The organism is Nonlabens antarcticus (genome assembly GCF_015356755.1).
Classification (GTDB): domain Bacteria; phylum Bacteroidota; class Bacteroidia; order Flavobacteriales; family Flavobacteriaceae; genus Nonlabens; species Nonlabens antarcticus.
On sequence record NZ_JADFCO010000064.1, the window covers coordinates 17,935 to 37,514 of the forward strand.

Consider the following 19,580-nt stretch of genomic DNA (forward strand, 5'->3'; position numbering starts at 1 on the left):
ATTAATAATCTGGGCTCATTAATAGCCTAAAATATCCAGCATTTGTTCTGATGTCTGTTGATCCCTAAAGATCCTGGATTGCAACTCGCCGTTATCGTCCCTATCAATAAGAATGTGTTTAGGAGTAGGGATCAAGCAGTGTTGTAAACCACCGTAACCACCTATTGATTCTTGATAAGCACCGGTATTGAAAAATCCTATGTATAAAGGTTTGTCTTTGTGATATTTAGGCAAGTAAATGGCATTCATGTTTTGCTCACTATTGTAGTAGTCATCGCTATCGCAGGTCAATCCACCTAATAGTACTCGCTCATATTCATCATTCCAGCGGTTGAGGGGCAACATGATAAACCTCTTACTGATCGCCCAGGAGTCTGGAAGTGTTGTAATAAATGAGCTATTAATCATGCTCCATTTCTCACGGTCATTCTGTTGCTTTTGATGCAAGATCTTATAAATCGCACCACCGCTTTCACCTACGGTAAAGGAACCAAATTCTGTAAACAAATGTGGGACATCAACACCAGAATCATCACATACGATCTTGATCTGGCTCACGATTTCTTCTACCATGTATTGATAGTCAAATTCAAAGGCCAGGCTGTTTTTGATAGGAAAACCTCCACCTATATTTAAACTATCAAGTGACGGGCACATTTTCTTAAGTTGCACGTAAACTTGCAAACATTTATGCAGTTCATTCCAGTAATAAGCGGTATCGCGTATTCCCGTATTTATGAAAAAGTGGAGCATCTTAAGTTCCACCTGATCGTTGCCTTCAATCTGATTTTTATAAAAGCCTTGGATACTTTTGTAACCTATTCCTAACCTGCTGGTGTAGAATTCAAACTTAGGCTCCTCTTCACTCGCAATGCGTATTCCTACTTTAAATTTCTTTTCCGTTGCTTGCTGTAAAAGCGGTAATTCTTCTAAATTGTCAATAACTGGAATACAGTTGTGTTGCCCATCATTAATAAGACTGGCAATATTCTCGATATATAAATCACGCTTAAAACCGTTACAGATTACATATGTATCCTTGTCGATTTTCCCGTTTGCCTTCAGACTTTTTACAATATTGATATCAAATGCACTGCTGGTCTCGATATGGATATCGTTCTTTAATGCCTCATCTAGGACATGTTTGAAATGCGAGCTTTTAGTGCAATAGCAATAGGTGTAGGATGCTTTGTAGTCCGCTTTCGCGAAAGCAGCACTGAACCATCCTTTTGCACGGTTTATATTTTCTGAAATCTTAGGTAAATACGTAAATTTCAAGGGGCTACCATATTCCTGAACCAGCTGCATCAAATCGATGCCGTGGAATTGCAGTTGGCGTTCTGTTAGCTCAAATTCCTCTGTCGGAAAATGGTACGTTTGATCTATAAGATCTATGTATTTGGTATTCAATACGTTGATTTAAATATAATAATGAATTTACTAAGTTCTATATTGTAGACAACATCTATGTTAGACAAATTATAAAATTATGCCTTCATTTTTAGGTTGATGATCTCTTGTTGATTCAATAAACGGTAATTCCCACGCGGTAGGTCTTTTTTAGTCAATCCACCTATAACTACACGGTCTAAAACTACTACTTCATAACCTACATTATCAAAAATGCGCTGTACAATATTGTCTTTATTGCTGTGTATTTCAATTCCTACCTCATTATTCTTTCCACCTTCTACATAGTTCACATCTTCCACATTGATCTCATCGCCTTCAATGGAAACACCGTTACGTATTTTCATTAAATCTTCATGCTTGAAACTGCGATCTAAAGCAACATGATAAATCTGTCGTACTTTTTTAGTAGGATTATTCATAGAATTAGCTAGGTCCAGATCATTGGTAAAAATCATTAGACCAATTGATTTTCTTCCCAACCTGCCTATATAATGTAGTTTACTTTCACTGGCGTTAGCCATCAGGTCCATAACCGTTTTTGAAGCTTTCTCTCCTGAGCGAGGTGTGATGAATCCCTTAGGCTTATTAAGTAGGAAATATTCTTTTTTCTTAGGTTCAATAGAGCGACCGTCAAACTTTACATCGTCAGACAGCTGCACGCGGTAGCCCATTTCAATCACCGGTTTATCATTCACGGTCACACTACCTGCAGCAATATAAATATCTGCATCGCGACGGCTACAAATACCACTATTTGAAATATACTTATTCAAGCGTATTCCCTTAGCGTCAGACTTTCCAGCAACACTAGTTTCTTTTTTCTTTCTAGAAACATACTCTTTTTTTGTCACTGGGTTTCCAGATCTGGAAGTTCCTATGACTTGATTTTTCCCACCACGTGTATTACTGGTAGACGCGCTGCCACGTCCTGAATTGTTACTTTTATGATCTTCAGATCCAGCATTTCTTCTATTTCCACCCTTTCCAGTTGATTTGCCGCTACCACCTTGACGGCTACCGCTTTTTCTTCCAGATCCTTCGTTGCCTCTGCTCATCGCTTTAATTTTTTGCAAAGATAACTTTTTGATATATGCTATACGAAAATGAAAATGAAATTGAATAAGAATTTGGAAAATAAGAGGTTAGAATCCTCATAATAATTAAAACAGCAAGATATGATAGGGTTTAACTATTGAAATATCATCATCCATTTTAAAAATAGGGCACTTCTTAAACCCAGTATCACTAATCTTAGATGAATTAATAATAAGACTGTCTCTCAAAACAATGTCAGAATATTCTAAGAAATAGAAATCAATGCTTTACTATAAACCTAGTAATAGCATGGTGTTTTTCTAATTCCATCATACGGTCTATGATTTATTCAAGGCTTTTTAATTATAGATCATTAGTAGTTCTTCACATTCTATGATATCGCACTATCTAACATTACTTTAAATTCGTTATTAACTGCTGTCAATAATTAAATCATAGTGTTTATCCTATTGAAGATTCCGGGTAAGTCAATTAACAGAATGGAGAATACACCAGCCACTATTATGATTTTGAGAATAAAATGAATGAGAAGGTATTCGCGCTTTCTTCTTGAAGACCATAATAGCGGTAAGCATACCAGTAATGCACCTGTGATGAATGCAAAATAGTAGTTCATGTATCCTGTCTCAAAATAAACCATTAGAGAAACTACGGGAATAATTGATATCACCGTGAGTACCGTGTAGAATTTTTTAGTCATTTTCTCTCCTAGAACTACTGGAAGTGTGTTGTAATTCTGGGCGAGGTCACCTCTCAGATTTTCTAGATCTTTTATCAATTCCCTCATCCCTATGATAAGAAATAGGAAGGAACCATGTACTAAAATGACAAGATAAAAATTCTTGTAATACATGAAGAGTACAAAAAACGGCAAGACCGCGAGAGCAGCAGCCACGAGGTTTCCAACGAAAAGGACTTTTTTGAGTTTATGGGAATAAAACCACATGGCAGTAATATATACAGCATAAAATAAACCGGCCCGCCAGGAAACAATCATTCCTAATACAAATGCCATCCCATTGAGAAAAAAGTAAACTGACCATAAAGTAGATCGCTTCACCTGGTTCTCTAACATTGTTTTTTGCGGTCGATTGATTAGATCTTTCTCACGATCGTAAAAATTATTTATGATATAACCTCCTGCAATCGTAGCAGCAGATGCTATGATGATGAACCATAATCGATAATCGGTTATAGTACTGAGAATAGGTTTATTGGGAGCAATGATAAAAATGACAGCCATCAATTGGGCCAGTGCTACTATGGCTACATTATACAACCGTACAGTGGAAAAAAGACTCAACACTTTTATAGCGAGAACCCTAATACTACGTTTTTTTAGATTCAAATCGGTTGGGATTGCCATACTACGAAGTTAGCAATTAATAGAACGTAGATTGTGAAGTAGGATATTGATTTATACCTAATAAATCAAAGTCAAATTGCTGACAGGTAAGCATTAATGATAGCTTTTATGAGATATTAGAGACTAATGAACTATTAAAAATAAGTCCATAAAAAAAGCCCGAAACCTAAGTTTTGGGCTTTCAAAATAAGTGATTAACTTATTATTTTGCTGGCATCAATACCGCGTCAATTGCGTGTACTACACCGTTAGATTGCTTAACATCTGCAATGATCACAGTTGCTTTACCACCTTTAGCGTCTGTTAGAACTACTTCACCATCAACTACCTCAGCAGTTAATTTTCCACCGTTTACGGTATCAAGTGTTGCTTTACCATTGTTTTCTTCGATCATTTTGATCAATGAAGCTGCATCTACATTTCCACTAACTACGTGGTAAGTAAGAAGACCTGAAAGTTGTTCTTTCATTTCTGGCTTCAAAAGACCATCTACAGTTCCATCAGGAAGAGCTGCAAAAGCGTCATCTGTAGGAGCAAATACTGTGAAAGGTCCTTCACTGTTTAAAGTTTCTACTAGACCTGCTTGTTTAACAGCAGCAACTAAAGTAGTAAGGTTGTCCGCTTGTGATGCATTTTCAACGATAGTCATGTCTGGGTACATTTTTGCACCACCTACAGTAACCGCCATTGCGTCACGTTCCATCATTTTGTCTTCTTCCATTTTAAGAGAATCAGCAGTACGCTGTTCCATCTCCATTTGGTCAGCTTCCATTTGTTCTTTGTCTCCATCCTTACAAGAAACTAGTGATAAAGTTCCTGCTAAAAGAGCAAAAGTAAATACTTGAGTAAATTTCATAATTGTTGATTTAATTGAGGTGTAAATATATTGTTAGAATTCGCTATCTCTACAATGTCTAACGTATGTTTATCGTTTGATTAGCTAATATTTAACAATACCGCTGTTTTTTAATGTGTAACCAACTGATAAACAGTAAAATGAAAAATCGCTTGATCGAGAAATCAAGCGATTTAATTTAAATATTTTTACGTTTTATAGGTCTGAATCACCTAAAACAGCTACTTCACTGTCTAACATTGCAAAGAATTTGTCGAGATTAGGCATAATGACGATTTGAGTTCGTCTGTTTTTTGCCATATTCTGCTTAGAATCATTAGCAACTATAGGATCAAAACTCGATCTCCCAGCAACAATGAGTTGCTCCTGTGGAACATTGAATTTAGAACTTAATCTACGAGCTATTGCCGCAGCACGTTCTGTACTTAGATCCCAATTGTCTTTCACATAACTACCTTCTTTAACGGTGCGGTTGTCCGTATGTCCTTCTACTAAAATCTCAAGGGAAGGTTCTGAATTTACCACATCTGCAATTTTAGATAGAATATCATCTGCTTTGTTGCCTACTCGGTAACTGCTATCGTTAAATAATAGATCATCAGCAATCTGGATCATAACCACGGTATTCTCGATTTTCATATCGACATTTTTACCATCGTTAGCTCCTTTTAATCGCTGCGACATTTTATAACTGATCGCAAGATTTAAACTGTCCTTTAAAGTAACCGCTGTTGCAAGTTGCTCCTGCGATACATTCTTTAAGGTACGACGCATTGATTTTTTGTTCTTTTCAGAAACGGCAAATTCACCATTGTTAGAGGTTACTAACATTCCTTCTTTGTCAGACTGTAAGGAGGCAATCTTGTCATTATATCGATCCACTCTGGTCTCAATTGCTGCAAATTTTGCTTCCAGATCTTCTTTTTCTACTCTAGTTCTGAGCAGTTCTGATCTTGTGTCGTTGTAATTTGTTTCCAGTTCTGTGTATTTCTTTTTAGAAACACAACTTACTAGTAAGGCTGCGATGGTTAGGGTACCAACTACCTTATTTAACTTGTTATTCATAATTAGGGTTTTTAGGTTGCATACAAAACCCTCAAATTGTGTCATTCGTATGTTGAGTGTATTAGAGTTTTGTTAAACTATGTCAAGAAGATCCCAACCTTGATTTCTTAAAAGCAGATAATGTGAGGCTTATATCGCTTTCGCGAAAGCGAACTCCTTCACAAAAAAAGTTCCGAAAAGAGAATTTTCGGAACTTTGTTAAATATAAATAGCAATTTTCTACTCTTCTTCTTTGCGAGCAGTGCCATCCATTTGCAGCTTATTATTAAATTCCAGTGTTCGTATTGGGAACGGCACATTAATATCGTTTGCGTCATATATTTTCTTCATAGCAAGTATAGCATCGCTTTGTGCTTGTAAATTTTGCTTATTCTTCACAGCATCTACCCAGAAACGCACAATAAAATTGATGCTGCTATCACCGAATTCCTGATAGAAAAACTCAATTTCCTCACCGTCATTTTGCTTGAATTTTTCTGATAGCGTGTCAATGGTTAGTTTCTTCACAAATTCAAGATCCATTTTATATCCTACACCACATGATATTACCACTCTCATACGAGGCGTTAAAGAAAAATTCTTCAGCGGGTTATCAATAATTGTCTTATTGGGAAGGATGACCATATTGTTATCTGCCTGTTTGATAATGAACTTATCCAGTTGGATTTGGATCACTTCACCAGAAAAATCAGTCGTTTCAATCCAATCGCCCACCTTAACCTGTTTGCGGAAGGAAAGGATGATACCACTAATTATATTAGACATGGAGCCCTGCAAGGCCAGACCTATTACCAGACCAGATATACCAGCACCCGCAATAATCCCTTGAACTGCATCATCTAATTGTAAGACGCTCATGGCAATAAAAATACCGGTCAACACCACTACTATTGCAACAGCTTTACCAGCAAGATGTCTTACACTAGCCTGGGAAACTTTATTATGAAGCAAGCTTTGAACGCCTCTACTCACCCATTTTGCTAGAAAATAGGAAATTACCAAAACCAGTATGGCAATCCCGATATTAGGCAAATGGGAAATAAAGGAATTGTACCATCCCGCCAGTTGATCTAAAATCAATGTCCCGCTATCTTTTAATTCTGTACTTGTATTAGCAGCATTGTCTGTTTGAGTTGCTGCATCTTGTAAAAATATCATCATGTTCCAAATTTAATTTTTTGATGCTATTATTATTAACGCTTAACAGCTTTTAACGTTAAATTACACCAGAAAAATTGGTAATAGGTCTAATAAGTAGCGAATTCACTATAAAACCATCAGTAATAGATTTTAATCCTTCCTGTGGTTTTAAGGCAATGAGCTGTAAAATGACCCTATCTTTGCAGCATGGAACATAAGGCAGGATTTGTAAATATCGTTGGAAACCCTAATGTAGGGAAAAGCACACTCATGAATGCACTGGTAGGCGAGCGTCTATCGATCATTACCAGTAAAGCACAAACCACACGTCACCGTATTTTAGGAATTGTGAACGGCGAGGATTTCCAAATGGTTCTAAGCGACACACCTGGAATTATTAAACCTGCATACAAGCTGCAGGAAAGCATGATGGAATTCGTAAAGAATGCCTTTGAAGATGCAGATTGTATCCTTTATATGGTAGAACTGGGTGAAAGAGAGTTAAAAAATGAAGCCTTTGAAAACCGACTGACATTTGCAGAAGTTCCGGTAATTGTGCTGATTAATAAAATTGATTTAGGGAATGAAACACAACTTACGGAGGCCTTAGACCACTGGAAAGTACGTTTGCCTAAAGCGGAGATATTTGCCATCAGTGCACTAGAAAACTTCGGAGTGCCACAGTTACTGGATCGTATTGTTGAAATTCTACCCGTTTCTCCAGCCTATTACCCTAAAGATGCCTTGACAGATAAGCCAGAGCGCTTTTTTGTGAACGAGAGCATCCGGGAGAAAATATTGATTCATTATAAGAAGGAGATTCCATATTCTGTAGAAATAGATACTGAGGAATTTTTTGAGGATGAAAAAATAATCCGCATTAGATCAGTTATTATGGTCGAGCGGGAAACTCAAAAAGGAATAATTATAGGTCATAAAGGGACTGCTCTTAAAAGAGTAGGCGTAGAATCACGTCGGGATTTGGAAAAATTCTTTGGCAAGCAAGTGCATTTGGAACTCTACGTGAAAGTGAATAAAAACTGGCGTAGTGATGAGAAGCAACTCAAGCGTTTTGGGTACAAAGGCGAGAACAAATAGTTTCTTAAACTAAAGCTTAAACCTAAACCTAAATCAAAAGGTGACTCGAATTCGAACTTAAAGTTCAAATCGATGCTTGATTTGAGTTCAAAACTATAATTGCGGCTCGTATCGAATTAAGAGATGATGCCGAAATTGAAGCCGAAATCGAGTTCTAAATCCTTAACAGAAGTTAGACTGAAACAAAACCCTCTTTAATCCGCGATTCTATTTCATGTCCAGTTACCACAAATGATTTCCCATTGAGATTTTAAATTCAATTGGTTCAGGCGATTGACCTGTAATCCATGCAGTAAGGTCAAAAGTATCTCTACATCCATTTCCATCAGCTCTACGGGTGATTTAATCGGCACTAGGAGGTTTAATGTTATAGCCCAGATTTGATAGAATTAGTAATTCGTCCAGATAGGCCTCTTCCATAATTGCTAGTCCTTCATCATTGTAGGTTGTGATTGTAAAACCATCTGACGAGGTCATATTATTGGTAGCTTCTTGACCTTTAAAAATACCTGTGTTTGTTCCAGACGCCGTCCACTTTGTAAATGTTTTATTACCTGATATTGCAACCATCTCGTATGCAAAATTTATATCTGCAAATGCGGTACGGTATTGTTCAATTAATGCTACATATCCATCCTTTCCTTCAAACTGGAGCTGCCCGTTAGAGTATCTTTTAAAGTCGTCGCTCAAGGTAGAGAGCATTAAATCTGTATCACCGGTATTCCACGCCTTAAACCTATTCTTGCTGCTTTCCCTCATTTTGGTCTCCATCATGTCGCTGTTTGAATCGGTGGATTCCTGTGGTTTTTGATTGCAAGAAGTGACGAGTAACGCTAGAAATAGTACGGCTGTAATGTTCATTGCTGCTTTCATGATATTTCCATTTTGGAGTTATCTCCCTAAGGTAATAATTGTTTTGCTCTGATTATCAGAAAAGTATAGTTATTTCGCTTTCGCGAAAGCGTGATGCCACCTGCTTTAAACCTCTTTTCTAACAATACTGTTTTCCATAGGATTCTGCTATTTTAGCATGGAGATTAAAAAATAATATTTTTCAAATTTTCAGGCAACCATTTAAAAATAGCGGTGTCTATATAAATAGAAAGCACCTAAAACGTGAAAGTGATCCAACTTTATACCAACGAGAAAAAGCTGATTGAGAAAGCCGCGCATGGGGACCGTAAGGCACAGCGCAGGCTTTACGATAAGCACGCTGGTAAAATGCTGAGTGTTTGCCGGCAGTACATCTCGCCATTGGAAACGGCTGAAGAAATTATGTTGAATGGTTTTTTCAAAGTCTTTTCAAAGTTGGAAAGTTTCCAACATGAAGGGAGTTTTGAAGGCTGGGTGCGACGCATCATGATCCGGGAATGTTTGAACGCGCTGCGTATAAAAGATCCCTTTAAATGGAGTAGCGAGATCGATGAGGAACGTCTTGAGGATCAGGATGAAGAAGAATGTGATGACTTACCACTGGATCAGATCCAGCAATGTATCGACGGTTTGCCAGATGGTTACAAAAGTGTTTTTATAATGTTTGCGATTGATGGATTGAAACATCGGGAAATTGCAATGATGCTGGATATAAGTGAGAGCACGAGTAAGACACAATTCCGCAAGGCAAGATTGTTATTGCAGGAACAGTTAATGATTTTAAAAAAGAAGCACTATGAAGCTCAATAATATAAAGAACAAATTTGAAGGTCGGGAGATCCAGCCCAGTGCAGATTCTTGGGAGAAGTTGTCCCAGCGATTGGACTCTGAAAAGACCAAAAGTAAAAAGCCCATCATCTTTTGGTTGGGAGCTATTGCGGCTGTGTTGGTTTTGGGATTGACCATGGTTCCTTCCTTATTTGTAGCTGACTCTGAAACGCAAGCGGATCAAAAGATAGTTATAGAGGAACCAGCGATTGAAAATTCAGATACGGAAACTAAATTACAGAAACCAATTCCAGTGATCCAAGATCAAAACAACAGCGTAGCGGCAAGTGAAGGTAAAGAACCGCAGCCTGCAACAAATGAAGCAAAGCCTAAAGCACCTAAAGCAAGGGTTGTTCAAGATCCATTCTTAAATCAGAAAAATGAAATCGCTTTTGAAGAAGTTAAGGAACAGGAATCCAAGTCGGCTATTTCAAAACCGAACATCATCATCGAGGACGTGGCCGCTGTTGCTCAGAATAATAATGCAAATCCCATCTCTGAATCTGACGCCTTGCTCAACAAAGCACTTGAAAACATTGCCATAAAGAATAAAGGTCAAACAACGGGCATCGCAGCTAACAAAACAAGGTCTATAAACCCGCAAAAATTGTTACGGGAAACGGAATGGGACCTGGAAGCCCAACGCCGCAATAGATTAGAAAACACGTTGCTCAATGGACTGGGCAGACTCAAACGAGAAGCCGTCGCGTTGATCGACAGAAACCAGTAAATCAAAATAAACACCAACTTAATAAGAGTCAGCTATTTAGAGATAGCAGACAGGAATTACTCACTTTAAATTCAAAACAAATGAAAAAGCAACTCTACTTCGTAACTATCATTTTATTGCTCGCTGGCACTTTTGCTGGTTGGGCTCAAGAAAAGGATAAAGACAAATCGTATACCGTGATTGACACACTAAACGGCGAGGTCAGAACTAATATTTATGAATCAGAAAAAGCATATTTAGAAATTCTCGAAAAGAAAAAGAGACGTATTTCCTACCTGAAGGTGTGGCGCAGGACTTATGAGGCTACGCAGCGCAAGGAGCTCGCTCAGAACGTTGGAACGATCAATGCTCGAGTAGAATCGTCTGACGATTACACGATAGAAATGGCTCAAATAGATAAGGAAACTATCGCTGCAGTCTACGCTGACAAAATCATGAAGCATAACATAATGATTGATTCTGAAATTGCATTTGTCGAAGTAAGCGATTCTCAATATGATAGTAATAAATCTGGTACAACGTTAAAATTATTAGGAACTCCGGGAATAACGTCGGTAGGTTCTGATAAGTATCGCAAAACTGTCTCTACCACATCGGGACTTACATTAGGATTAGGTTATAATTTTATTAATGGCGACAATCTAGGTATTGATGATTTTAGCTACGGGAATAATAATTATTTTTCTGTAGGAATAAACTGGAAAACAACACTCAATAAAAACCAAACCTTGAGATTTAAGTATGGTATCGAATACCAAACTCAAGGAACAGAATTGAATGGCAACAGAGCATTTACCATTACAAATCCAGAAAACACTCAGATTGAACGGTTAGGCTTCAATGCCAGAAAAGCAAAATTCCGTCAGGACCAGTTGGTTTTTCCACTTCATTTTGAAATAGGTGGAACAGAACGCAGAGAATATGAGGATGGTCGCGTAAGGTATAGTGAAGGCAACCAGTTTAAATTTGGTGTTGGTGGTTATGCAGGTTTAAATATGAGGTCTCAATTGAAATACAAATATGAGCTAGAAGGTGAAGACATTAAACAGACTACTATAAATTCTTTCGACAACAATATTTTCGTTTATGGTGTGGATGCCTATGTAGGCTTTGATAGTTGGACGCTTTTTGGTCGTATGGGATTAAATGACATCTTCAAATCGGGATCAGTGGACGGTCAGTATGTCGCCTTTGGGGTTAGGTTGCAGTAAACGATTTTTTAAATTGACCCTGAACAACCCTTGCAAAACTTTGCACAGGTTGTTCTATATTTAGATCAAACTAACAAGATGAAAATGAGATTATTATTACCACTTTTCTTACTAACACTAGCGGCAACTAAAGCGCAAGAGTCCGAGAAGGATGCAGATAAAGAAACTTTAAAGCAGGCCCCTAATGATTTTTTAGATCTTTTTGACTCCTCAAGAAGGGATCGGGATGTTCAGACTAAAACTAACTTATTTTTTGCTTTTGGTTGGAATCAAGCACTGGGAAATGGTAATGGTATAGGAGATGACTACACATTCTGGGGTTCAGGAATTTTTGAAGTTGGCCTCGATTTTTCTACAAAATTGTCAAGTGAGAATGATTTAATGCGTTTTAACTATGGACTTTCCGGTCAATGGCAAACGCTGCGAATCAGAGGAAACCGCGAGTTTCAAACACTAAATGACATTACAAGCTTAGAGGCTTTGAATTTTAATGTTGATAAATCTAAGTTTGAGCAGTTTACATTAATAGCTCCTTTACATCTAGAAATAGGACAAAGGGAAAAGCGCGAGTTTGATAATGGAATATCAAGATATGAAGACGACGACAGCATTGTTGTCGGCATCGGTGGTTACTTGGGATTGAGTCTTACCACCAGCCAGTTTTTAGAATTCGAGCGTAACGGTAGGGATATTTCAAACAGGCTTTACAACGATTTTGAGATGGAGGATTTTGTCTATGGATTGAGTATTTACGGCGGTTATGGAAGCGCACAGATATTTATGAAATATGGACTCAACAGTATTTTCAAGGATTCACCGGTAGACCAGCAGTACGCCAGCATAGGTTTTAGATTTAGATAATTTTTTTCATGTCAAGCCATCGCAGGATGGCTCCGTTAGCTCGTTTCATTGAAATCTTGTGTGTTTCGCTTTCGCGAAAGCGAACTCCTCACAAACCTTTTCCCTATTTTTGAACTTTAGTTTTAAAGGAAATTTAAGCTGAAATTCTCAATAGAAATCCATGATCTCACGTTCCACAGTTGATGCTGTTTTTGACGCTTCTCGAGTAGAAGAGGTTATAGGCGATTTTGTGCAGCTTAAAAAGTCTGGTTCTAACTTTAAAGGACTGAGTCCTTTTACGGACGAGCGCTCTCCCAGTTTTATGGTAAGTCCTGTCAAACAAATTTGGAAAGATTTTTCTTCGGGAAAAGGAGGGAACGCCGTGACTTTCATCATGGAACACGAGCATTTCACATTCCCGGAAGCCATAAAATACCTCGCAAAAAAATATGGAATAGAGGTAGAGGAAACGGAGCAGTCTGATGAACAAAAGCAAATCCAGGACGAGAAGGAATCTATGTTCCTAGTCTCGAAATTTGCTGCAGAATGGTTTGCTGGCCAGCTCAAAACCGGTGAAGGAAAAACCATAGGTTACAGCTATTTCAACGAACGAGGATTTACAGATGAAACAATTGAGTTTTTCCAACTGGGATATTCTCCAGATCAATGGAGTGCATTTACAGATGCAGCCATAAAGGCTGGTTATAAGTTAGAATTTCTGGAAAAAACCGGAGTTTCTATCGTTAAGCAGGACAAGCAATTTGACCGCTTTAAAGGTCGCGTGATGTTTCCCATACGCAGTATGTCGGGAAGGACTCTAGGTTTTGGTGGTAGAATCCTGAAAACCGATAAAAAAGCTGCAAAATACCTGAATTCCCCCCAAAGCGAGATTTACGATAAATCAAAAGTTCTTTACGGAATCTATGAGGCCAAACAAGAAATGGCCAAAGAAGATTTGTGTTACCTAGTTGAAGGTTACACAGACGTGATCCAGCTGTATCAAGCGGGAATTAAAAATGTGGTTTCCAGTTCTGGAACAGCGTTGACCGCAGAGCAAATAAGATTGATCAGCAGGTTGACTAAAAATATTACCGTATTATATGACGGTGATGCTGCTGGATTGAGAGCGGCAATACGCGGTATCGATTTGATATTAGAAGCTGGAATGAATGTGCGAGTCTGTACATTTCCAGAAGGTGAGGATCCAGACAGTTTTGCAAAATCCCATACAGAGTCAGAAATAAAGGAGTTTCTTGAGGACAATTCCATAGATTTTATAAGATTCAAATCTGGATTGTTAAAAGACGAGGCAGCTGGCGATCCCATAAAGAAAGCAGGAATGATTCGAGAGATCGTTCAAAGTATTGCTAAGATTCCAGATGATATATCGAGAGAAATATATGTAAGGGAAAGTGCTGCAATACTTGACATAGGGGAAGAAGTCCTTTTTTCCACACTGGCTCAAATGCGCAATTCAGAACTAACGGAAGAACGTAAAAAACAAAGTCGCGATCAGGAGTCCAGACGTTTGCAAAAAGTTCCAGAAGCCACGGCATCAAAACCGGTTGACAGGCGTGAAATTTTAGAACGCAGTCTTATTAAGATTCTATTGCTTTATGGAGACAGGGAAGAAATATTTGATGAGGAATATATCCAGGAGTCTGGGGATGGTGAGCTGGTAATGGAAAAGAAAAAGGATACCATGCTGGTCTATGAAAAAATTTACCTGGATCTACAAAATGACGAAGTTGAGTTTTCCAATGACTCATTCAAAAATCTGTACCCTAAACTTATAGACGTATTGCTCTTACAAGGAAGAATTGATGTGAATACGGTAATGACAGAATTAAAAGATGAAGAAGCTCAATTAGTGGCAGATCTCATTATGGATGAGGATCGCTATCAGTTAAGCAGGTGGGACGAAAAACAAATTTTTGTAAAACAGAAGGATGACACTGTTGCCATTTATTTGATGGATACCATTTTAAACTTTAGAAGATTAATGCTTGATGAAAAAATCAAGTCGTTGATGAGTGGAATGGGCAAGGATGATGACGATCAACGCTTAGAAATAATGTCACAGATTAAGGACAACTTAGGATTGCACCGTCATCTAGGAAAAAGGTTGAATAGGGTAATTTAACTTGTGATCTGTAATAACCTAGATTGATGAATCAACTCTGCGATATTGTCCACGTTCAGTTTTTTCAATAACCTCGTTTTGTAGGTACTGACAGTTTTCTCATTAATTGCAAGATCTTGTGCAATCTCTTTATTGCGTTTTCCTCTAGACAGTAGATTAAGTACTTCTATCTCTCTGGTAGAGAGAGTTTTGAATTTAAGTATCTCAGATTTACGAGCATCTGTACTTTCTCTTTTTTTAATATTTTCAGAAAGGAACGTCTCATTGTTACAAACAGTCAATAGTGCCGCAGTAATTTCTTTGACAGATCTGGTCTTTGCAATAAAACCATCCGCACCTGCTTTTATAGAAGAAATGGCATAAATTTCTTCAGGATGACAGCTTACAACGAGAACTTTTAAATCAGGAAAATTATTGCGCAATTGTCGTAATGTTCCCACGCCGTTTGAATTGGGAAGATCGATTTCTAGAATCAAAACATCAGGTTGATGTTTCTGTATCTCTTGTATTAAAAAACGACCATCTTCAACTTTCCCTTTGAAATTGAATTTTTTGTCGCCTTTCAACATGCATTTTAGTCCACGACGGAAAACGGGATGGTGATCTGCTAAAAGAATCTTCATTTTTCGGGTTATGCTATAAACTTGGTTGACAAATATAAAAGTATCATTTTTATAAAAATGATAATGTTCGTAGGTAATTACTTACTGAGCAGTAGGCTATCGTTGCAATCACCTCAAGCGTTCTGGAAAATTCCAGATGGGAATAGGATTCATTTTGTGTTGATTGCGAGCATTGAGTTTTAAATAAATCTTTAAAACATCTTTTTGTCTACCACTGAATGATTCAACAGGATTTCCTTCAGATAGTTGTTTCATTGCCCATTCAAGTTCGTCATAACTCGCTCCTATTTGATCTTCATCGGTTTTTTCTGCGCCATATAATCCATCACTAGGAGCGGCATTCATAATATCTTCTGGTACAGATAGGTGTTTTCCCAATTGATAAACTTCGCTCTTCATTAAATCTGCAATAGGACTGATGTCAACGCCACCATCCCCATATTTAGTATAAAATCCTACACCAAAATCTTCCACCTTGTTACCTGTCCCAGCAACTAGAAGGTTATTCATGCCTCCATGATAATAAAGCGTTGTCATGCGCAAGCGTGCCCGTGTATTTCCTTCCGTTAAGCTTTTCAGAGCATTTGATTCACTTTTGGGCATGGATTTGATAAATTCATCAAATACAGGAGTTAAATCAGATCTGACGTCACGAACATTTTCAAATGTAGATTTCAGATAAGAAATATGGCCCTGCGCTCTAGTTACATGGTCTTCATGCTGATGGATAGGCATTTCCACACAAAGTACATCCATTCCTGTGCGAGCACATAAAATAGAAGTTACAGCGCTATCAATGCCACCACTTACTCCCACAACAAAACCTTTCATGTGGGCGTTTTCTGCGTAATCCTTCAGCCATTTTGTAATCGAATCAGCTACTCGTTCTACTTGCATAATCGTATTTTTACCATCTCAAAAATATCCAAAGCAATGGATAGTTACTACATGATTAACAAGATAACAAGGATTTTAATCGTTCTCGCTTTCGCGAAAGCGTTAACCTCATGCACTCAGGAGTCTAAACTGGAGGAGCAAATACAAGCGATGCCCTTGCAAGTAGAATTTGTGAAGTTTCATGAAGAATTTGCTAATGCGCAAGTAGCTGATTTATCGACTTTAAAGAGAGAATTCCCGCAGTTCTTTCCGGTATATATAAAGGACAGTATATGGGAAGCAAAAATCAACGGGAAAGACACTATTCAAAACATACTGGAACAAGCTACTGAGAACGCACAATTTGATTATCTGAGGATGAAGGAGGAAATTGAGCTGGTTATGAAACATGTGGAATATTACTTCCCTGAGTTTGAGCCTACACCTATTATTACGGTTTTAAGTGAAGTGGATGATGAATTGAAAGTTGTGCCTACTCCTGAATCGTTGATTATAGGAATCGATAATTACCTGGGGCCAGATCATGAATTGTACACCGGTATCAATAAATACAAATCTGTAGCGCTGGACAGAGCCCAACTTCCAGCAGATGTTGCTCTAGCTTATGCTAAATTATTTGTGCCACCCAGTAACGAACGCAAGTTTATGGGGCAAATGATTTATTACGGTAAATTACATTATGTTCAACAATTGTTTGCACCTGCCGCACCGCTGTCAAAATTGATGGGTTACCCAGAAGAAAAAATGCAATTTACTATAGAGAATGAAGAATATATTTATCGATATTTTATAGATAAAGAAATACTCTTTAAATCTGACAGAGAACTCATTAACAGATTCTTGATGCCTGCACCATTTTCTAAATTTTATCTAGAAATTGATCAACAAACTCCTGGTGGTGTCGCTCAATATATAGGTTATCAGATTGTTGCCAGTTATGCAGCAAACAATAATGCAACAATTGAAGATGTTATCAGGACATCTGCAATTGATATTTTTAATAAATCCAGATATAAACCCAGATCATAAATGGCTGATAAGAAACGCTCAGAAATCCGAATAGGAATAGAATTAGATGAAAATCGTGTTCCAGAGAATATAGTCTGGAGCGCTCCAGATGGAGGTGTGGAAAGCGCCGTATCAAAAGCGATGATGGTTTCCATGTGGGATAGTGTAGAAAAGGAAAGTTTCCGTATCGATCTATGGACTAAGGACATGCCGGTAGATGAAATGCGGGTATTCTTTCACCAGACACTAGTTAGCATGGCAGACACTTATCATCGAGCTACCAATGATGATAAGATGCGAGACACCATGATTGATTTCTGCGATTATTTTGCGGAGAAATTGGAGCTTAAAAAGGACGAGGAAAAATAGATATCATCGCAAATCCCATGATAATGATAAGAGTTATGGATATAATAGGTGATAAAGAACCATGTTATCAATGAAAATGAGATGCTCCATTGTATGACATTGTCTCTCTTGATTTTTGCTGTTTTGTTTTTCATGACTATTCTTTGTTTGTTATCTATACGTAGTTAGAAATCAGGATATGTTACAATCTGATAGCATTCAAAAATTCTGGAATACATCGATCAAGAAAGTAACTTTAAATTTTGAAGTATAAACTCACACATGACAGACCTCCCATTTAATCATAAAGAACTCATCGAGCTGGCATGGTATAAGATGCCTTTTGGTGCGCACAAGGGGAAGTTTTTAAGTGAGTTGCCTGAGTCCTACTATATTTGGTTCCGCAGACAAGGATTTCCTCCAGGAAAATTAGGGAATTATATGCAAACTGTTTGCGACATGAAAGTCAATGGTATTGATTCATTATTATATGATATAAGACGCAATACAGTAAATGATCACTGATTAATAGTTAGTTGAGGGAATTTTCCTGCGCTATATTTCTAGGTAAACTCAATTGAAAGAGGCAAAATAAACCTTCCTAAAACTCACCTAAAATGAATGTAATTTTAAAAGTAGACTTCTATTCTATAGCTTGGAAACTCTTTCCTACTAGTGCTGAGGTCTTTATTTGAAATCGTTATTCATCGACTGGTTGATTCCATCGATGTATGCCAGTAATTCATCTCTACCCATTTTATTGGAAGAACTCGTAACAAAATAGGGCGGGACCTCTTCCCAGATACCATTCAATAAGACTTGTTTATAGAGATCTATATTTCTGTCCAATGCGTTAGGCTTGAGTTTATCCGCTTTTGTAAAGATGATGCTAAACGGTATCCCGCTTTCACCTAGATATTCCATGAATTCCAAGTCAATTTTTTGAGGCTCATGACGCACGTCTACTAGTACAAAACCACAAACGAGCTGTTCTCGTTGCTCGAAATATTTAGTAATAAATTTTTGAAACTTGGCTTTGCTGCTTTTGGAAACTCTAGCATAACCGTAACCGGGAAGATCCACTAGATACCAGTTCTTATTAATTAAAAAATGGTTGATTAGTTGCGTTTTTCCGGGACGGCCAGAAGTTTTTGCCAGGTTTTTATAATCTGTGATCATGTTGATCAGTGAGGACTTGCCCACATTTGAACGTCCTATAAAGGCGTATTCTGGCAACCTATTGGTAGGACATTTAGATACATCCTGATTTGAAATAACAAATTCAGCGCTATTGATTTTCATGCGTAACGGTTTTTCTAGAACTGGCGTTCTTTAAGCCATTTGAAAAGAATCTCATTGAACTGATCTGGATGCTCCATCATTGCAGCATGACCACATTTATCAATCCAGTATAGATCGCTATCTGGAAGTTTTTCGTGAAATTCTTCGGCTACATTTGGTGGGGTCACCCCATCTTGTTTTCCCCAAATGATACAAATGGGCGTGGACATTTTAGGAAGATCCTTAGACATATTATGGCGAATCGCGCTTTTTGCAATGGCTAGTGTTTTAATCAGTTTTCTCCGATCATTAACCACTCCAAAAACCTCATCTACAATTTCTTTAGTCGCTACCGCTGGATCGTAAAATACATCTTCTGCCTTTTTCTTGATATACTCGTAGTCACCACGTTTAGGATAGCTTTCTCCCATGGCACTTTCATAAAGACCAGAGCTTCCAGTAATTATGAGGGCTTTAATTTTTTCAGGATATAACTTAGTCGTTACAAGACCTATATGACCACCTAGAGAATTTCCTAAAAGGATAACTTCCTTCCAGCCCATATGATCAATAAAGCTGCGAATGTGCTTTGCAAAGGTTCCCACGCTCGTTTTAATTAGCGGCATGGTATAAAGCGGTAGTGATGGCACTACAATCTGATAACCTTCTTTTGGGAAATAATCAATAACGCCCTGAAAGTTGCTCAGGCCGCCCATCAATCCATGCAAAATGAGGATAGGTGTTCCTTCGCCTGATGTAAAGTATTCAAACTTGCCATCCTTAATTAAGTCTTGCGTCATAATT

The 19,580-nt window shown here is 37.8% G+C and carries 20 protein-coding genes; 9 read left to right on the forward strand and 11 right to left on the reverse strand.

Annotated elements, in window-relative coordinates:
* Positions 1-18: 18 nt before the first annotated feature.
* The 6 genes from IQ282_RS06115 to IQ282_RS06140 all read right to left on the reverse strand — a co-directional run bounded on the left by IQ282_RS06115 (position 19) and on the right by IQ282_RS06140 (position 6,917).
* Positions 19-1,410 carry a type III PLP-dependent enzyme domain-containing protein gene (locus tag IQ282_RS06115; RefSeq protein ID WP_194850972.1) on the reverse strand — a complete coding sequence of 464 codons (1,392 nt, stop codon included), beginning with the start codon at positions 1,408-1,410 and terminating at the stop codon, positions 19-21.
* Positions 1,411-1,487: 77 nt separating this feature from the next.
* Positions 1,488-2,468 (reverse strand): pseudouridine synthase, encoded by a 981-nt coding sequence (locus tag IQ282_RS06120; protein ID WP_194850973.1) that lies wholly within the window; start codon positions 2,466-2,468, stop codon positions 1,488-1,490.
* A gap of 428 nt (positions 2,469-2,896) precedes the next feature.
* Entirely contained in the window at positions 2,897-3,835 is a 939-nt protein-coding gene (locus IQ282_RS06125) for a geranylgeranylglycerol-phosphate geranylgeranyltransferase (RefSeq protein WP_194850974.1), read from the reverse strand.
* A gap of 202 nt (positions 3,836-4,037) precedes the next feature.
* A complete protein-coding gene (locus IQ282_RS06130; RefSeq protein ID WP_194850975.1) occupies positions 4,038-4,691 on the reverse strand; it encodes a fasciclin domain-containing protein in 654 nt (217 codons plus the stop codon).
* Between the two features lie 195 nt (positions 4,692-4,886).
* Positions 4,887-5,756 (reverse strand): OmpA/MotB family protein, encoded by an 870-nt coding sequence (locus IQ282_RS06135; protein WP_194850976.1) that lies wholly within the window; start codon positions 5,754-5,756, stop codon positions 4,887-4,889.
* 219 nt (positions 5,757-5,975) lie between these two features.
* Entirely contained in the window at positions 5,976-6,917 is a 942-nt protein-coding gene (locus IQ282_RS06140; RefSeq protein ID WP_228547249.1) for a mechanosensitive ion channel family protein, read from the reverse strand.
* 186 nt (positions 6,918-7,103) lie between these two features.
* On the opposite strand from IQ282_RS06140, the gene era reads away from it, so the two are divergent.
* The gene (gene era, locus IQ282_RS06145; protein ID WP_194850977.1) at positions 7,104-7,994 is read left to right on the forward strand and encodes a GTPase Era; all 891 of its coding nucleotides are present in this window, start codon (positions 7,104-7,106) and stop codon (positions 7,992-7,994) included.
* 342 nt (positions 7,995-8,336) lie between these two features.
* Here era and IQ282_RS06150 read toward each other — a convergent pair whose 3' ends face one another.
* Positions 8,337-8,867: an ester cyclase gene (locus tag IQ282_RS06150; RefSeq protein WP_194850978.1), complete on the reverse strand. Its 531-nt coding sequence runs from the start codon at positions 8,865-8,867 to the stop codon at positions 8,337-8,339.
* A 249-nt stretch (positions 8,868-9,116) separates the two neighbouring features.
* Here IQ282_RS06150 and IQ282_RS06155 point away from each other — a divergent pair, with 249 nt between their 5' ends.
* The 5 genes from IQ282_RS06155 (at position 9,117) to dnaG (ending at position 14,619) form a co-directional block, all read left to right on the forward strand.
* Complete coding sequence (locus IQ282_RS06155; RefSeq protein ID WP_317174186.1) at positions 9,117-9,677, forward strand: RNA polymerase sigma factor; 561 nt, start codon at positions 9,117-9,119, stop codon at positions 9,675-9,677.
* Complete coding sequence (locus tag IQ282_RS06160; protein WP_194850980.1) at positions 9,664-10,425, forward strand: hypothetical protein; 762 nt, start codon at positions 9,664-9,666, stop codon at positions 10,423-10,425. Before IQ282_RS06155 ends, IQ282_RS06160 begins: the two co-directional genes overlap by 14 nt.
* Positions 10,426-10,505: 80 nt before the next feature.
* Entirely contained in the window at positions 10,506-11,636 is a 1,131-nt protein-coding gene (locus IQ282_RS06165) for a porin family protein (protein ID WP_194850981.1), read from the forward strand.
* An 84-nt stretch (positions 11,637-11,720) separates the two neighbouring features.
* Positions 11,721-12,497, forward strand: a complete 777-nt coding sequence (locus IQ282_RS06170) for a hypothetical protein (RefSeq protein ID WP_228547250.1) — start codon at positions 11,721-11,723, stop codon at positions 12,495-12,497.
* A gap of 160 nt (positions 12,498-12,657) precedes the next feature.
* Positions 12,658-14,619, forward strand: coding sequence for a DNA primase (gene dnaG, locus IQ282_RS06175; RefSeq protein WP_194850983.1), 1,962 nt, complete (start codon positions 12,658-12,660; stop codon positions 14,617-14,619).
* Here dnaG and IQ282_RS06180 read toward each other — a convergent pair.
* Positions 14,616-15,242: a response regulator gene (locus IQ282_RS06180; protein WP_194850984.1), complete on the reverse strand. Its 627-nt coding sequence runs from the start codon at positions 15,240-15,242 to the stop codon at positions 14,616-14,618. The two genes, dnaG and IQ282_RS06180, sit on opposite strands and share 4 nt — an antisense overlap.
* Positions 15,243-15,350: 108 nt before the next feature.
* Positions 15,351-16,139 (reverse strand): NAD(+) synthase, encoded by a 789-nt coding sequence (gene nadE, locus IQ282_RS06185; RefSeq protein ID WP_194850985.1) that lies wholly within the window; start codon positions 16,137-16,139, stop codon positions 15,351-15,353.
* Between the two features lie 51 nt (positions 16,140-16,190).
* Between nadE and gldB the strand changes: the two genes are divergently transcribed.
* From gldB to IQ282_RS06200, 3 genes are all read left to right on the forward strand, one after another.
* Positions 16,191-17,168 carry a gliding motility lipoprotein GldB gene (gene gldB / locus IQ282_RS06190; RefSeq protein ID WP_228547251.1) on the forward strand — a complete coding sequence of 326 codons (978 nt, stop codon included), beginning with the start codon at positions 16,191-16,193 and terminating at the stop codon, positions 17,166-17,168.
* Positions 17,169-17,516 carry a gliding motility protein GldC gene (gene gldC / locus IQ282_RS06195; protein WP_194850986.1) on the forward strand — a complete coding sequence of 116 codons (348 nt, stop codon included), beginning with the start codon at positions 17,169-17,171 and terminating at the stop codon, positions 17,514-17,516.
* A 261-nt stretch (positions 17,517-17,777) separates the two neighbouring features.
* Complete coding sequence (locus IQ282_RS06200) at positions 17,778-18,020, forward strand: DUF3820 family protein (protein ID WP_194850987.1); 243 nt, start codon at positions 17,778-17,780, stop codon at positions 18,018-18,020.
* Between the two features lie 162 nt (positions 18,021-18,182).
* On the opposite strand, the gene yihA is transcribed toward IQ282_RS06200, so the two are convergent.
* Together yihA and IQ282_RS06210 are read right to left on the reverse strand one after the other, a co-directional pair.
* A complete protein-coding gene (yihA, locus tag IQ282_RS06205; protein ID WP_194850988.1) occupies positions 18,183-18,797 on the reverse strand; it encodes a ribosome biogenesis GTP-binding protein YihA/YsxC in 615 nt (204 codons plus the stop codon).
* Between the two features lie 14 nt (positions 18,798-18,811).
* Positions 18,812-19,576 (reverse strand): alpha/beta fold hydrolase, encoded by a 765-nt coding sequence (locus IQ282_RS06210; protein WP_194850989.1) that lies wholly within the window; start codon positions 19,574-19,576, stop codon positions 18,812-18,814.
* Between the last annotated feature and the right edge of the window lie 4 nt (positions 19,577-19,580).

What these genes read in the sequence shown, in the direction of transcription:
- IQ282_RS06135 (WP_194850976.1), bottom strand. Translation starts at nt 5,756, where the DNA reads ATGAATAACAAGTTAAATAAGGTAGTTGGTACCCTAACCATCGCAGCC.
- IQ282_RS06165 (WP_194850981.1), top strand. Translation starts at nt 10,506, where the DNA reads ATGAAAAAGCAACTCTACTTCGTAACTATCATTTTATTGCTCGCTGGC.
- IQ282_RS06160 (WP_194850980.1), top strand. Translation starts at nt 9,664, where the DNA reads ATGAAGCTCAATAATATAAAGAACAAATTTGAAGGTCGGGAGATCCAG.
- nadE (WP_194850985.1), bottom strand. Translation starts at nt 16,139, where the DNA reads ATGCAAGTAGAACGAGTAGCTGATTCGATTACAAAATGGCTGAAGGAT.
- IQ282_RS06125 (WP_194850974.1), bottom strand. Translation starts at nt 3,835, where the DNA reads ATGGCAATCCCAACCGATTTGAATCTAAAAAAACGTAGTATTAGGGTT.
- IQ282_RS06180 (WP_194850984.1), bottom strand. Translation starts at nt 15,242, where the DNA reads ATGAAGATTCTTTTAGCAGATCACCATCCCGTTTTCCGTCGTGGACTA.
- IQ282_RS06120 (WP_194850973.1), bottom strand. Translation starts at nt 2,468, where the DNA reads ATGAGCAGAGGCAACGAAGGATCTGGAAGAAAAAGCGGTAGCCGTCAA.
- yihA (WP_194850988.1), bottom strand. Translation starts at nt 18,797, where the DNA reads ATGAAAATCAATAGCGCTGAATTTGTTATTTCAAATCAGGATGTATCT.
- dnaG (WP_194850983.1), top strand. Translation starts at nt 12,658, where the DNA reads ATGATCTCACGTTCCACAGTTGATGCTGTTTTTGACGCTTCTCGAGTA.
- IQ282_RS06170 (WP_228547250.1), top strand. Translation starts at nt 11,721, where the DNA reads ATGAGATTATTATTACCACTTTTCTTACTAACACTAGCGGCAACTAAA.
- IQ282_RS06140 (WP_228547249.1), bottom strand. Translation starts at nt 6,917, where the DNA reads ATGATGATATTTTTACAAGATGCAGCAACTCAAACAGACAATGCTGCT.
- era (WP_194850977.1), top strand. Translation starts at nt 7,104, where the DNA reads ATGGAACATAAGGCAGGATTTGTAAATATCGTTGGAAACCCTAATGTA.
- IQ282_RS06210 (WP_194850989.1), bottom strand. Translation starts at nt 19,576, where the DNA reads ATGACGCAAGACTTAATTAAGGATGGCAAGTTTGAATACTTTACATCA.
- IQ282_RS06150 (WP_194850978.1), bottom strand. Translation starts at nt 8,867, where the DNA reads ATGAAAGCAGCAATGAACATTACAGCCGTACTATTTCTAGCGTTACTC.
- IQ282_RS06200 (WP_194850987.1), top strand. Translation starts at nt 17,778, where the DNA reads ATGACAGACCTCCCATTTAATCATAAAGAACTCATCGAGCTGGCATGG.
- gldC (WP_194850986.1), top strand. Translation starts at nt 17,169, where the DNA reads ATGGCTGATAAGAAACGCTCAGAAATCCGAATAGGAATAGAATTAGAT.
- IQ282_RS06130 (WP_194850975.1), bottom strand. Translation starts at nt 4,691, where the DNA reads ATGAAATTTACTCAAGTATTTACTTTTGCTCTTTTAGCAGGAACTTTA.
- gldB (WP_228547251.1), top strand. Translation starts at nt 16,191, where the DNA reads ATGATTAACAAGATAACAAGGATTTTAATCGTTCTCGCTTTCGCGAAA.